At 62.3% G+C, this 13,931-nt stretch carries 13 protein-coding genes; 6 read left to right on the top strand and 7 right to left on the bottom strand.

Annotation, left to right across the window (positions count from 1 at the left end; genetic code table 11):
- Positions 1 to 5 precede the first annotated feature (5 nt).
- Positions 6 to 707, top strand: coding sequence for a ribulose-phosphate 3-epimerase (locus N2A41_RS24280; RefSeq protein ID WP_260111292.1), 702 nt, complete (start codon positions 6 to 8; stop codon positions 705 to 707).
- A gap of 14 nt (positions 708 to 721) precedes the next feature.
- Positions 722 to 1,687, top strand: a complete 966-nt coding sequence (locus N2A41_RS24285; protein ID WP_260111452.1) for an ROK family protein — start codon at positions 722 to 724, stop codon at positions 1,685 to 1,687.
- Positions 1,688 to 1,736: 49 nt separating this feature from the next.
- On the opposite strand, the gene N2A41_RS24290 is transcribed toward N2A41_RS24285, so the two are convergent.
- From N2A41_RS24290 to N2A41_RS24320, 7 genes are all read right to left on the bottom strand, one after another.
- Positions 1,737 to 3,347, bottom strand: coding sequence for a DHA2 family efflux MFS transporter permease subunit (locus tag N2A41_RS24290; protein ID WP_260111293.1), 1,611 nt, complete (start codon positions 3,345 to 3,347; stop codon positions 1,737 to 1,739).
- A gap of 1 nt (position 3,348) precedes the next feature.
- Positions 3,349 to 4,455, bottom strand: coding sequence for an HlyD family secretion protein (locus N2A41_RS24295; RefSeq protein WP_260111294.1), 1,107 nt, complete (start codon positions 4,453 to 4,455; stop codon positions 3,349 to 3,351).
- A gap of 148 nt (positions 4,456 to 4,603) precedes the next feature.
- Positions 4,604 to 4,996: a DUF4112 domain-containing protein gene (locus N2A41_RS24300; protein WP_170275913.1), complete on the bottom strand. Its 393-nt coding sequence runs from the start codon at positions 4,994 to 4,996 to the stop codon at positions 4,604 to 4,606.
- A 166-nt stretch (positions 4,997 to 5,162) separates the two neighbouring features.
- Positions 5,163 to 6,236, bottom strand: a complete 1,074-nt coding sequence (locus N2A41_RS24305) for an alcohol dehydrogenase family protein (RefSeq protein WP_260111295.1) — start codon at positions 6,234 to 6,236, stop codon at positions 5,163 to 5,165.
- A 14-nt stretch (positions 6,237 to 6,250) separates the two neighbouring features.
- Positions 6,251 to 7,630, bottom strand: coding sequence for an aspartate aminotransferase family protein (locus tag N2A41_RS24310; protein WP_003550184.1), 1,380 nt, complete (start codon positions 7,628 to 7,630; stop codon positions 6,251 to 6,253).
- Between the two features lie 43 nt (positions 7,631 to 7,673).
- The gene (locus tag N2A41_RS24315) at positions 7,674 to 9,170 is read right to left on the bottom strand and encodes an NAD-dependent succinate-semialdehyde dehydrogenase (RefSeq protein WP_260111296.1); all 1,497 of its coding nucleotides are present in this window, start codon (positions 9,168 to 9,170) and stop codon (positions 7,674 to 7,676) included.
- Between the two features lie 120 nt (positions 9,171 to 9,290).
- Positions 9,291 to 9,788 (bottom strand): Lrp/AsnC family transcriptional regulator, encoded by a 498-nt coding sequence (locus tag N2A41_RS24320; protein ID WP_017991305.1) that lies wholly within the window; start codon positions 9,786 to 9,788, stop codon positions 9,291 to 9,293.
- Between the two features lie 101 nt (positions 9,789 to 9,889).
- Here N2A41_RS24320 and N2A41_RS24325 point away from each other — a divergent pair, with 101 nt between their 5' ends.
- The 4 genes from N2A41_RS24325 (at position 9,890) to ehuC (ending at position 13,928) form a co-directional block, all read left to right on the top strand.
- Positions 9,890 to 11,275 (top strand): MocR-like ectoine utilization transcription factor EhuR, encoded by a 1,386-nt coding sequence (locus N2A41_RS24325; protein WP_017991304.1) that lies wholly within the window; start codon positions 9,890 to 9,892, stop codon positions 11,273 to 11,275.
- A gap of 122 nt (positions 11,276 to 11,397) precedes the next feature.
- Positions 11,398 to 12,183, top strand: coding sequence for an ectoine/hydroxyectoine ABC transporter ATP-binding protein EhuA (gene ehuA / locus N2A41_RS24330; RefSeq protein WP_003550189.1), 786 nt, complete (start codon positions 11,398 to 11,400; stop codon positions 12,181 to 12,183).
- A gap of 56 nt (positions 12,184 to 12,239) precedes the next feature.
- Positions 12,240 to 13,088 (top strand): ectoine/hydroxyectoine ABC transporter substrate-binding protein EhuB, encoded by an 849-nt coding sequence (gene ehuB / locus N2A41_RS24335; RefSeq protein WP_003550190.1) that lies wholly within the window; start codon positions 12,240 to 12,242, stop codon positions 13,086 to 13,088.
- Positions 13,089 to 13,268: 180 nt separating this feature from the next.
- Positions 13,269 to 13,928, top strand: coding sequence for an ectoine/hydroxyectoine ABC transporter permease subunit EhuC (gene ehuC, locus N2A41_RS24340; protein ID WP_260111297.1), 660 nt, complete (start codon positions 13,269 to 13,271; stop codon positions 13,926 to 13,928).
- Positions 13,929 to 13,931 lie beyond the last annotated feature (3 nt).

A 13,931-nucleotide genomic window follows, 5' to 3' on the forward strand; every position in this document is an offset into this window, starting at 1 on the left:
AAGCAATGACGACCCCCTCCAAGACCTGGATCGCCGATCTCCCGAAGGATCGCCTGATTGCCGAATTCTCGGTCTGGTCGGCCGATCTCGTCCGTCTGGCGGATGATCTGGCGCGTGTCGATCCTCACGTCGACATGCTCCACATCGATGTCGCCGATGGCCATTTCGCGCCGGCCATGTTGTTTTTCCCTGATCTTGTTGCCGGCGTGCGCAAAGCGTCCTCGCGCCCGATCCACGTTCACCTGATGGTCGCCGACAGCATCCTCCTGTCGCAAATCGAGCAGTTCGCCGATGCGGGCAGCGATCTGATCAGTCTTCACGTCGAAAACGACAGCGTCGCCGACCAGGCTCTCGATCTTCTCGATCGCCGCGGTGTCGCAGCCGGCATGGTGCTGAAGGTCGAGACGCCTGTCGAACGCGTCGAGAAATATGTTTCCCGGCTGCGCTTTGTGACGCTGCTCGGTACGGCGATCGGCGTGAAGGGCCAGGGTCTCGATGAGAAGGCCGGAGCGCGGCTTCAGCAGGCAAAGCAAATCATTGCCGGCTGCGGCGCGGCGCATCGGATCGTGCTGGCGGCCGACGGCGGCATTCGCGAGCACACCGTGCCGCTTCTGCGCCAGTCGGGCGCGGAAACCGTCGTTCTCGGTTCCCTGGCTTTCAATGCGCCATCGCTCGACGGGCGGATGGCATGGCTGCGCGCACTCTAACTCATGGTCTTCACATGCAGCAGGTTGCCATTGGAATCGACCTCGGCGGGACGCAGGTGCGCGCTGCCCTCGTCGACGAGCAGGGCAGGATCCTGGCGCGCGCAGCCGAACCAACGGATGCGCTGGCAGGCCCCGACCGCGTGCTCGCCCAAATCTGCGGCCTGACCGATGGACTGCTTGCAGCATTGAACCCTGCTTCGGTGGTGGGCGTCGGCGTATCTGCTCCGGGCCCGCTCGATACGGTCGCGGGGGTCGCCTCGAATATCCCGACCCTCTCCGGCTTTGTCGATTTTCCACTGAAGGCGGAATTGCAGAAGCGGTTTCCGTTTCCGGTAGACCTCGAGAACGACGCGATTGCCGCTGCCATCGGCGAGTGGCAGTTCGGAGCCGGCAAGGGGCTCGATAATCTGGTCTATGTCACCGTGAGCACCGGTATCGGCGGTGGCGTTGTGTCGGATGGCCGCGTCGTGCGCGGTCGCAAAGGCATGGCAGCCCATGTCGGCCACATGTCGGTCGCGCCGAATGGAGAGCTTTGCCCCTGCGGCAACAGAGGCTGTTTCGAGGCCTACGGATCCGGAACGGCTTTTGCGCGCCGCGCCCAGATGAGGTCGATGGAATCCAGCGGGACGATAATAGGCAACGATGGCGGCGCCATCGACAGCCGCAGCGTTTTTGCGGCGGCAAGAAATGGCGATCCTCTCGCAAATCAACTGATCGACGAGGAAGCGGAAATTCTCGGTCGTGGCTTCACCAGCCTGATCCATATCTTCAGCCCCGATATCGTCGTGATGGGAGGCGGGCTTTCCCACGAGTTCGATCGGCTGCAACCCGGCATTCGAGGCTACATCACGCAATGGGCAATGCCGGCATTCAAGGATGTCAAAGTGGTACTGGCGGCATTGGACCAGAACTCGGGCCTCGTCGGCGCAGCGGCTCTGGCGTTTCTGACCGACAAGGTCCCTGCGGTCGATCATCAATAAAATCGGGGTGCCCATGTCGGCTAATGGAACAGATGCTCCGATCTGGCTATCAACCATGACCGGAGCCGCCGCCTCCCTGTTTCAGATCGATATTTCGCAGGATCAGGGCGAGGGGGATGAGGCAGAGCGAGATCAGCATGAGCGTGTGGAAGACGTCGATATAGGCAAGATAGCTCGCCTGCGTTTGAACCTGTTCTGCGATCCAGGCAGTTGCCTGCGTTTGGGCGTCCGCCATCGGCAAACCCCTGTCGATGAAATGCTGCGTGGCGGTTTGCAGTGTCTGTTGGTAGGCGGGATCGGGCGGCACCACGCTTTCGACGAGCCGGCTCTGGTGCCATTGCTCGCGATGGGCAAGTACGTTCGAGGCGATCGACACGCCGATCGAGCCGCCGGTGTTGCGGGAGGCATTGATCAGCGCCGATGCCTGGTCAGTCTGGTCGGGGCGCAGGCCGTCATAGGATGCCGAGGTGATCGGAATGAAGATCAGCGGCAGACCGAGGCCGAGAAAGATGCGCGACCAGACGAAGAAGCCGAAGTTGAGATCGGCATGGATCCTCGTCATGTCCCACATGGCCGCCGCGATGATCGCCGTACCGATGGCGATCAGATATTTCGGCTGGATGCGGGCGGAGAGCCGGCCCGACACGAACATCATGACCATCGCCATGAGGCCGCCGGGCGATAGCGCGAGGCCGGCCCAGGTGGCCGTGTAGCCGAAGTTCTGCTGCAGAACCTCAGGGACGAATTGTGTCGTTGCGATCAGGATCGCGCCCGTTGCCAGCATGACGATGAAGCACGATCCGAACTGCCGGCTTGCCAGCAGGTGGATGTCGATGATCGGATTCGATTTCGTCATCAGCCAGGGAATGGCGGCCGCAAGGGCGAGGATGCAGATTGCAATCGTGACGACGATGAAATTCGAATCGAGCCAATCCTCGATCTGTCCCCGGTCGAGCACCACTTCCAGGGCGCCGAGAAAGGTGGCGACGAGCAGGAACCCGACGATGTCGATGCGAATACCGGTGCGGCGCATTTCCGCCCGCTCCCGCTTCAGCGAGTCCGGCTCCTTCACCAGCATATAGACGAGCGCGAAGGCGAAGAGCCCGACAGGGCCATTGATCAGGAAGCACCAGTGCCATGAGAAATTGTCGGAGAGATAACCGCCGAGCGTCGGGCCGATCACCGGCGCAACCACGACGGCAACGCCGAACAGCGCAAATCCCTGCCCGCGCTTTTCGGGTGGGAATGAATCGGCGAGGATCGATTGCGAGATTGGCACCATGCCGCCGCCGGCAAACCCCTGGATCATCCGGAAGATCAGCAGCGATTCCAGGTTCCAGGCCATGCCGCAAAGGATCGAGGCAATGGTGAAGGTCGCAAGACAAAGCAGATAGAAGCGCCGCCGGCCGTAGCGTTTCGCGATGAAGCTGCTGGCGACGAGGATGATGGCATTCGAGACGAGATAGGTGGTGACGACCCATGAGGCTTCGTCGGCGCTTACGGCGAGGCCACCAGATATATAGCGAAGAGCAACGTTGGCGATCGTCGTGTCGAGCACCTCCATGAAGGTGGCGAGCGAGACGACGAGAGCGATCAGCCACGGGTTTGCCGCTTGTGTCGGCGATGCCTGGCTGCCAGCGGTGGTCGCAGCGCCGCTCACGTCAATCCCTCGGGCGGACCGTTACCGTCGGAACCACCGACATTCCAGGTCCGATCGCCACGTCCTGAGGCCAGTCGTCGACGGCGATCTTGACGGGAACGCGCTGGATGACCTTGACGTAGTTGCCGGTCGCGTTCTCGGCGGGAAGCAGCGAAAAGGCGGTGCCCGATCCCGGCTGGACCGAATCGACGTGGCCCTTCAGCGGTCTGTTCGGATAGGCGTCGATCGTCAGCTCGACCGGCTGGCCGGGGCGCATATCCGTCAGTTGCGTCTCCTTGAAATTGGCAGTCACCCAGATCTCGTCGGGAACGAACATCGACACGGCCTGGCCCGCTTGGATATATTGCCCTCTGGAACCGGAAAGGCGGACGATGCGACCGGGCTGCGCTGCGGTGATGGTCGTGTCGGCGAGGTTCTGTTCGGCGGCCTCGACCTGGGCTTGGGCCTGACGCAGGCTGGCAATCGCGCTCGCCTTCTGCGCTTCGGCGGCTGTCTTGTTCTTCAGCGCCGAGGTGACACTTGCCTGCGCCTGCGCCAGGCTTGCCTGGCTTTGCCTGAGCGTGGAGGTCGCCTGCTGCGCAGCCTGTTCGGAACCGGCGCCCGATTTGACCAGCTGCTGCTGCCGATCGGCCTCGTCCTGCGCGTACTGAAGTGCGGCTGCTGCCGAATTCTGCTGCGCCTTGGCTTCGTCGATAGCGGCATCGCCCGCTGCGATCTGCGCCTCGGCGCTTGAAATGGCCGCCTCGGCGACCCCAACCTGGCCTTTCGCCGCATCAAGCGCAATCTGATAATCGCGAGGATCGATCCTCAGGATCGGATCGCCCGACGTCACGTGCTGATTATCCGTCACGGATACGTCCGACACATAACCTGAAACCTTTGCGGCAACCGAGAAGCTGCGGGAATCGACGAAGGCATCGTCCGTCGTCTCGTAGGGGTGGAAATAGACCAGCCAGATGAAATAGCCGGCGACAGCCAGCAGCAACAGGGCAGCGATGCCGGAGAGGACCATGAATGGATGACGGCGAAGCAGCGAAGGGCGCTTTTCCTCCTTACCGTCATTCTGCCGTGCATCATCTTCCGCGGATTGATCCTGCAGGCGTTTCATTTCATCGCTTTTGGGGGGAGAGCTCTGATCCAACGGGCCGGTCTCGCACTTGGTGATTGAAACAGGGCGAACGCCAAAACCCCGCATAGGTTCCTGATGTGGAAGAACTGCAAAGGATTGTGATCGCTGAGCGAAACAATCGGCTTCGTCAAATGCGCCGGTTCAGCTCGTCTTCGTTGATCCCAAAGTGGTCGAGGATGATGCCGACGTTTCGGCGATGAGATTTGAAATAGACGTCGAAAAGATCGCCGAGGAGGGGAACCGTTCCGCCGGCGGCGTCGATCCCGAGATTGACAGCCATGCGGGCGAGCTTGTGGGTGGGAATGCCGAGACGTCTTGCCTCATCGATGATGAAAAGACCGATGAGGGATCCGGCAATGTCGCCGACCGCCGGGATGAGGCCGAGAACCGAGTCCGCGCCGATCCGCACGCCGATGACGGGCAATCTGACCGCGGTGTCCATCAGGCGCGCTAGGCCGACGGCGCGCCGAATTCTTGCGAGTTCGGCAGGGGTGAGGTATGTCGTGCTGCCGGTTGGCATCAGCGGCCGCGTGGCGCGAACGACAGTTCGGTCTCCTTCATGGATAGAAGGAAGCCTTGGATCTTCCGCAGCAGCGAACGCTCGATGTCATTGCAATGATTTTCCATGGCCGTGAAACGCCGCAAGGCTCATAAAGTTCGCCTGCGGCGTGATCAGCGATCGGGTCTTATCGTTGGCCGGGAACCACGACCAATTTGCCCACGAAGTTCTTCGCCATGAAGTCGGTCTGCGCGCGGTGGAATTCCGACAGCGGATAGATGCCGCCGACGAGAGGCCGGATTTTCCGGCTTTCGATATAGCCGACGATCCGACGAAAGTCGGCGCGGCTTCCCTGGCTCGAGCCGTGCAGTTCCAACTGCTTCAGGTACAGGGTTCGCAAATCGAGCTGGACGACCGGGCCGGCGATGGCGCCGGCTGTCGTGTAGCGGCCTTCGGGGCGCAGGATCTTCAGGAGATCGTTGAACAGCGGTCCGCCGACGAGATCCGCGACGACATCGATCGGCTGGCCACGGCTGGCGGCATGGACGGCTTCGACCAGATCGCCCTTGCCGCGGGTTACTACCGCCTCGGCGCCGATGTCGAGCATCGCCGCCTCCTTTCCGGGGCCGGCGACCGCGATCGGGATGGCGCCGCGGGCCCGCGCGAGCTGGATGATCGCCGAACCGACGCCACCCGAGGCGCCGGTCACCAGGACGCGTTCACCGGCGACAAGCCTTGCCCGTTCCAGCATGCGCTCGCCGGTCAGATAGGCACAGCAGAAGGTGGCGAGTTCGACGTCGGTCAGATCGGTTGCGACGACATGGGCATTCTCGGCCGGCAGTGCCATATATTCTGCATAACCGCCGTCGCGGCCATGGCCCATGTAATCGATGTCGGCGAGGCTGTCGTCGTCGCGGTTATAGATCGAGAAGTCGACCATGACACGTTCGCCGATGCGTGCCGGATCAACGCCGGGGCCGACGCCGACAATATGGCCGACCGTATCGGTGCCCTGAATGCGCGGGAATGTCAGCGTATTGCCTTGCCTGCGCCATGTGGAGACAGCCGACGGATCGTCCTCGGTGCCATAGGCGCCTTGGCGGACCCAGACGTCGGTATTGTTCATGCCGCAGGCCGTGACGCGGATCAGAACCTCGCCGTCCGCGGGTCTCGGGACGGGCACGTCGCTGTCATAGACGAGCTTGTCCAGACCGCCATGGCCGGTGAGCAATACGGCCGCCATCTTTTCCGGGATCGTCATGCCGCTCTTCTCCCTCAGATGTTCTTGAAGACGGTTTCGATCGCATCCGCCGCGGCCTTGACCACGATGTCGGCCTCCTCGCGTGTCAGGCAGAGCGGTGGGGCGAAGCCGAGGATGTCGCCCTGCGGCATGGCGCGGCCGATGACGCCGCGTTCGAGGAGGGCAGAGGCGACCTGCGGGCCGATCTTGCGGCCGGCATCGAAGAACCTTCGGTCGTCCTTGTCCTCGACGAATTCGACGGCCGCCATCAGCCCGTCGCCGCGAACTTCGCCGACGTTTCGGTGGCCGCCGACGGCCTTTGCGAGTTCCGAGCGGAAATAGGCGCCAGTCGCGCCGGCATTCTCGACAATGCCGAGTTCATCGATCAGTTCGAGATTGGCAATGCCTGCGGCAGCACAGATCGGATGGGCGGAATAGGTCCAGCCGTGACCGATCGCTCCCATCTGATCGGAACCCTGCACCAGGACTTGCCACATCTTGTTCGAAACGATTGTGCCGGAAAGGGGAGCGTAGGCCGAGGTCAGTCCCTTGGCGATGGTGATCAGGTCCGGTTTCATGCCGTAATGATCCGAGCCGAACATCGTGCCGAGGCGGCCGAAGCCGGTGACGACTTCATCGGCCACGAGCAGGATGTCATATTTGTCGAGCACGGCCTGGATCTTCTGCCAGTAGGTTTTCGGCGGCGGCACGATGCCGCCGGTGCCGAGGATGGGTTCGCCGATGAAGGCGGCGACCGTTTCCGGGCCTTCGGCGATGATCATCTCCTCGAGCTTGTCGGCGCAATATTGCGAGAACTGCTCCTCACTCATCGACCGGTCGGGGCGGCGGAAATAATAGGGTGCTTCGGTGTGCAGCACCGGCGCCCGCGGCAGATCGAAAGCGTTGTGAAAGAGGGCAAGGCCGGTGAGGCTGCCGGTCATGACGCCGGAGCCGTGATAACCCCGCCAGCGGGAGATGATCTTCTTCTTTTCCGGACGGCCGAGGATGTTGTTGTAATACCAGATGAGCTTGATGTTGGTCTCGTTGGCATCCGAGCCGGAGAGGCCGAAATAGACGCGGCTCATGCCGGTGGGGGCGCGGTCGATGATCATCTTCGACAGCGTAATCGAGGCTTCCGTGCCGTGGCCGACATAGGCGTGGTAATAGGCGAGGTTCTTTGCCTGCTCGGCGATCGCGTCGGCGATCTTCTGGCGGCCGTAGCCGACATTGACGCAATAGAGGCCGGCAAAGGCGTCGAGGCTTTTGCGGCCTGTCGTGTCGGTGATGTAGACACCTTCGCCGCCGGCGACGACACGGGTCGGCGTCTCGCCGCGGGCATGCCCGCCCATATGGGTCGAGGGGTGGAAGAAGTGATCACGGTCCCAGGCGGTGAGTTCGTTGCTTCTGTCGAGCATGTCGTAGCCTCTTTCTTGAAAATGGGGTCTCACTTGAAATGGGTCAGGCGGCCGTGTCGATGCAGAGATATTTGAGCTCGGTGAAGGCCTCGAGCCCATGGCGCGACCCCTCGCGGCCGAGACCGGATTGCTTCCAGCCGCCGAAGGGAATGGGAGCGCCGGTGATCTTCACCCGGTTGACGGCCACCATGCCGTATTCCAGCGCACGGCCAAGCCGCATCTGGCGGGCGCCGTTCTCCGTGACGATATAGGCGACGAGGCCGTATTCGGTATCGTTGGCGCGGGCGATGACCTCGTCTTCGGTGTCGAAAGTGGTAACCGCCGCAACGGGCCCGAAGGTCTCCTCACGCATGATCAGCGCATCCGCCGGCACATCGGTCAGCAGCGTCGGCTCGTAGAAAAGCCGGCCGGCCCTGTGGCGCTTGCCGCCGGTAACGAGCCGCGCGCCACGCGCCAGCGCGTCGGAGACGTGCTCCTCGACCTTGCTGACGGCGCGTTCGTGCATCAGCGGCCCGATCTCGGCGCCATCCTCGAGCCCCGGGCCGACCTTCAGTTCGGCAATGCGGTCTGCGAAGGCCTTGGCAAAGGCATCGGCGATCCGGCACTGGACGAAAATGCGATTGGCGGCGAGGCAATCCTGGCCTGACGTGGCAAACTTGGCGTTGACGGCGATTTCGACCGCCTTTTCGATATCGGCGTCGTCGAAGATGATCAGCGGAGCGTGGCCGCCGAGTTCCATCACCAGCCGCTTCAGTGTCGGAGCGCATTGGGCGGCGATCAGCCGTCCGATCCCGGTGGAGCCGGTAAAGCTCATGGCGCGCACGCGATTGTCGGCGCACATCCGTCCGACGATCGTTGCGGCGTTGCCAGTGACAACGTTGAAGACGCCGGCGGGAATGCCGGCACGCTCGCCGAGCTCGGCAAGGGCAAGTGCCGAAAGCGGCGTCTCGGAGGAGGGGTGGGCAACGACCGTGCAGCCGGCGGCCAGCGCTGCGGCAACCTTTCGGGTGAGCATTGCAGAAGGGAAATTCCAGGGCGTGACGATGCCGACGACGCCGAGCGCCTCGCGCCGAACGATCATTTCCGCGCCGGGCAGATGGCTGGTGACGCTTTCTGCGTTCAGCCGCTTGCCTTCCTCGGCATACCATTCGACGAAGGAGGCGGCATAATCGATCTCGCCACGCGATTCCGCCAGCGGCTTGCCCTGTTCGAGCGTCATGATCAGCGCCAGATCCTCTTTGGCCGCAAGCATCAGCTCAAACCATTTGCGCAGGATCGCCGCGCGGCTCTGCGGCAGCATTGCGCGCCAGCCGGCAAAAGCCTCCGACGCAGCATCGATCGCCACTGCCGTCTCATCCGCGCCAAGGCTAGCAACCCAGGCCAGCGTCGCCGAAGAGGCGGGATCGGTGACCTCGAAACTTTTCCCTGATTTGCCGGCGATCCACCGGCCGCCGACATAGGCCAGATCGCGCAGGAGATGCCGGTCGGCGAGCCGCGACAGCGCGTCATGATAGGCGGGGCGGGCAAAAACGGCGGTCATATCCAGTCTCCTCGTGGCGGTTGACGTCAGTCTTCCACGGGAGCGGGCGAGAGATTGTCTGTTGGCGGATGCGAAAAGAGAGAGATGGTCTAAAGAACGGCGGCCTGGCAGAGAGATTGTCTACGACGCACTCTGTTCTTCACCGATGGCAGTGAAGGAAGAGACCGGAAGGACTGTGTCCTCCTTGACCGTCTTGGTGACGATGTAGGTGAAGTAACGGTCGATGCCGAGTTCACGGTCGAGAAGCCCGTCGACCAGCCGCTGATAGGCGTCGATATCGGGCGCGATGATCTTCAGAATGTAATCGACGCCGCCGCCGACCGACCAGCAGGCGACAATCTCCGGGATTGCGGTCACGGCGCGCTCGAAGCGTTCGAAATCCGCCTGGCGATGATTGGCGAGTGTCACTTCCATCATCACGCTGGCGACCGGCGCGATGCGCCGCGGCGCGATACGCGCGTGGTAACCGGTGATGATCCCGGCCTTTTCGAGCTTGCGTAGCCGCATCCAGCACGGCGTCGGCGACAGCCCAGCCTTTTCGGCCAGCGCCAGTTTGGTGATGCGGCCGTCGCGCTGGACGGCGTCGAGAATGCGCAGGTCGATGGCGTCGAGCTTCATGGTGCTTTCTTTAGAAAGAAATCATTTCAAACGCAGGGAAAAGACAATGGGAGCGCATTTTGGCATTGTCAATTGAACTGATTTTCAGCAGTGTTAAAATCATGACAAAGTGGCGCCCCGATCCCTCTCAACTCCGCCGGCCGGCCTATCTCTCGCTTGCCGAACAGATCGCAAGCGCGATCACGGATGGCAAGCTCTCCGACGGCACACAATTGCCGCCGCATCGCAAGATGGCGGATGATCTGCATCTTTCCGTGCAAACGGTCAGCCGCGCCTATGACGAGCTGATCCGCCGGGGGCTGATATCAGGCGAGATCGGACGCGGCAGCTTTGTCCAGACCAGGCCGCGCGAGCCGGAGCCACCCTATCTGCCGGAAAGGCTGGGCGAGGTGATCGATCTGTCGATCCTGAAGCCGGTCTGCGAGCAGATCCATTTGGAAAGGCTGCGGCAGGCCTTCGGCTGGCTTTCGGAAAACCTGCCTTCCAGCTCGGCGCTTTCGTTCAGGCCGAACATGGTGTTTCCGCGCCACCGCGCCGTCGCCACTGAATGGCTGGCGCGCTGCGGGCTGGAGGTATCGCCGCTGAACATCAGCGTGACGAACGGTGCGACATCGGGCATGACGGTGGCGTTGATGAGCGTTGCCCCGCCCGGTTCGACGGTTGCGACCGAAGCGATCAGCCATCATACGCTGGTGCCGCTCTCGACCTATCTCGGTCTGCATCTGGAAGGGCTGGCGATCGACGAGGAGGGCATGATCCCCGAAGCGCTGGACGAAGCCTGCCGAAAGGGACCGATCCGGGCCATTTTCCTGCAGCCCTCGGTGATCAATCCGATGGCGGCGCTGATGAGCGCGGAGCGCAGGCAGGCGCTTGCCAGCGTCGCTGCGAAACATGATATCGCGATCATCGAAAACGATATTCTCGGCCCGATGGTCGAGGGTCGTGCGCCGCCGATGGCCGCGTTTGCGCCGGAGCGGACACTCTACGTGACGAGCTTCACGAAGATTACCGCTCCTGGTTTGCGGATCGGCTATCTCACCGCGCCTGACCGCTATGTCGCCGCCGTCGCCAACCGGCATCTCGTCTCCAACTGGATGGCGACGCCTGCCATGGCCGAGATCGCCACCCGCTGGGTCAGCGACGGCACGGCGATGGAACTCGTCCACTGGCAGCGCCGTGCGCTTTTGAGCCGGCACGCGATCGCGGCGGAGATGCTGGCCGGCCTGCCGTACCGGGCGCACCCGCAAAGCCTGCACGTCTGGCTGCCGCTCTCAGGCAACCATACGGAGGACGGTTTCGTATCGCAGGCAAGGCTGCGCGGCGTGGCGATCGCGCCAGGCAAATCGTTCCACACCACCGATCAGGGCTGGACGCCGGCCGTGCGCATCTCGCTTGGTTCGACAACCGAAGGCGAGCTGCGGACCGGGCTCGGCATCGTCGCCTCATTGGCGCAAGGAAATCCGGAAGAGCTGCTGCTTGCGATTTGATGCCGCTGCCTTGCGTTTGAGCATAGTCAGAATAATTGTCATGATATTATTTTACGAATTGACATGATTTTGATGGACCGTCATCGTTAGGACATTACTTGTCTCAACAGGGAGAGACATGAATGCTTCCGCCCATCATCCGCATCGACAACATCGTCAAGAAATACGGCCCGCTGACCGTGCTCGACGGCTTGTCGATGAATGTCATGCCAGGCGAGAAGCTGGCGCTGATCGGGCCGTCCGGCTCCGGCAAGACGACGATCCTGCGCATTCTGATGACTCTGGAGACGATCAGCGGCGGCCATATCGAGGTCGACGGCGAACAGCTCTACCATATGCCAAATGGCGGCGGGCTGGTGCCGGCCGATGAACGGCATCTGCATCGCATGCGCGAAAAGATCGGCATGGTCTTTCAGCATTTCAATCTGTTCCCGCATAAATGCGTGCTCGACAACGTGACGCTGGCGCCGATGCTGACCAAGGGCATCAAGAGGCCCGTGGCCGAAAAGCGGGCGATGGAGCTTCTCGATATGGTCGGCCTGGCCGACAAGGCTAAAAGTGTCCCGGCGCAGCTTTCCGGCGGGCAGAAGCAGCGCGTCGCCATTGCTAGGGCGCTGGCGCTGTCGCCGAAGATCATGCTGTTCGACGAGGTGACCTCGGCGCTTGACCCGGAACTGGTCGAGGAGGTGCTGAACGTCATGCGGCGGCTCGCCTCCGAGACCGACATGACCATGCTTCTCGTCACGCATGAAATGGGCTTTGCGCATGATTTCGCCGACCGTGTGCTGTTCTTCGACCGCGGCAAGATCGTCGAGGAAGGCAAGCCGGGCGACATCTTCCGCAATCCAACGCAGGAGAGGACGCAGACCTTCCTGCGCAAGATCATTGCGGCGGGGCACCGCGTCTGACCTCAGACATTGCCTGCAAGAACAAAACTCAAGGAAAATCAGAGGAGTTGGGAACGATGAAAACAGGATATCTTTTGAGCGCCGCCAGCCTGTCGGTGCTTCTGATCACAGCGGCCGCCCCGGCCTCTGCCGCCGATGACAAGCTCGAGCAGCTGAAGGAGCAAGGCTTTGCGCGTATCGCCATCGCCAACGAGCCGCCGTTCACCGCCGTCGGCGCCGACGGCAAGGTGTCCGGCGCTGCACCCGATGTGGCCCGCGCAATCTTCGAAAAGCTGGGCATCAAGGAAGTGGTCGCCTCGATCTCGGAATATGGCGCAATGATCCCCGGCCTGCAGGCCGGCCGCCACGACGCGATCACCGCAGGCCTCTTCATGAAGCCCGAGCGCTGCAACGCCGTTGCCTATTCTGAACCGATCCTTTGCGACGCCGAAGCTTTCGCTCTCAAGAAGGGCAACCCGCTGAAGCTGACGAGCTACAAAGACATCGCCGACAATCCGGACGCCAAGATCGGCGCGCCGGGCGGCGGCACCGAGGAGAAGCTGGCGCTCGAGGCGGGCGTGCCGCGCGACCGCGTCATCGTCGTTCCGGATGGCCAGAGCGGCATCAAGATGCTGCAGGACGGTCGCATCGACGTCTACTCGCTGCCGGTCCTTTCGATCCATGATCTGATGGCCAAGGCAAACGACCCGAACCTCGAAACCGTCGCTCCCGTCGTCAATGCGCCGGTCTATTGCGATGGCGCTGCCTTCCGCAAGCAGGACGTTGCGCTCCGCGACGCCTTCGACGTCGAGCTGAAGAAGCTGAAGGAATCCGGCGAATTCGCCAAGATCATCGAGCCCTACGGCTTCTCGGCCAAGGCGGCGATGTCGACGAGCCGCGAAAAGCTCTGCGCTGCGGCGAAGTAACAAAGGGTAAGCAGCCGGCCATGCCCCAGGCATGGCCGGATCGTCCTCGAACGATCTTCTAAAGCGCGTCGCGATATTTCAGATTCGCTCCTCGCGCTTTAGGTCCTTGTTTTTACGCATGTCGTTATCGCAAAACCGCTGCACAGTTTTGCGCGACATGCTCTAGGAAGTGAGCTGCCGATGTCGGCATGGTCCGGCTATCTGACACTGATCCTTGAGGGCGCCCTGGTGACGCTCGAATTGACGATCATGGGGTCTGCACTGGCGCTGGTGATGGCCTTCCTGGCCGGCCTCGGCCGTCTGTCGCGCTTCTTCGCCGTGCGCGCTCTGGCGACGGCCTATATCGAGTTCTTCCGCGGCACCTCGATCTTCGTCCAGCTCTTCTGGGTCTATTTCGTGTTGCCGTTTGCGGGCTTGACCCTGACGCCGCTGCAGGCAGGCGTGCTGGCGCTCGGGCTGAATGTCGGAGCCTATGCGGCGGAAGTGGTGCGCGGCGCCGTGAAGGCCGTCGGGCGCGAACAGTCGGAAGCCTGCATCGCCCTCAACCTTTCGCGATACCAGCGCATGCGCCACGTCATCCTGCCGCAGGCGCTGCCGCTGATGCTGCCGACCTTCTGCAACAATGCGATCGAACTCCTGAAGGGCACGGCTGTCGTGTCGCTGATCTCGCTGACGGATATGACCTTCCAGGCGCAGGTGGTGCGGGCTCAGACCGGCAATACGCTGGTGCCCTTCGCGACGATCCTCATCCTCTATTTTCTCATGGCCTCGGCGATCTCCGCGACGATGCGCTGGCTGGAGCGGCGGATGGCGCGCAGCCTCGACGGCATAAGGACCTGATCG

It is taken from the genome of Rhizobium sp. SRDI969 (assembly GCF_025152725.1).
GTDB classification, from domain to species: Bacteria; Pseudomonadota; Alphaproteobacteria; order Rhizobiales; family Rhizobiaceae; genus Rhizobium; species Rhizobium leguminosarum_I.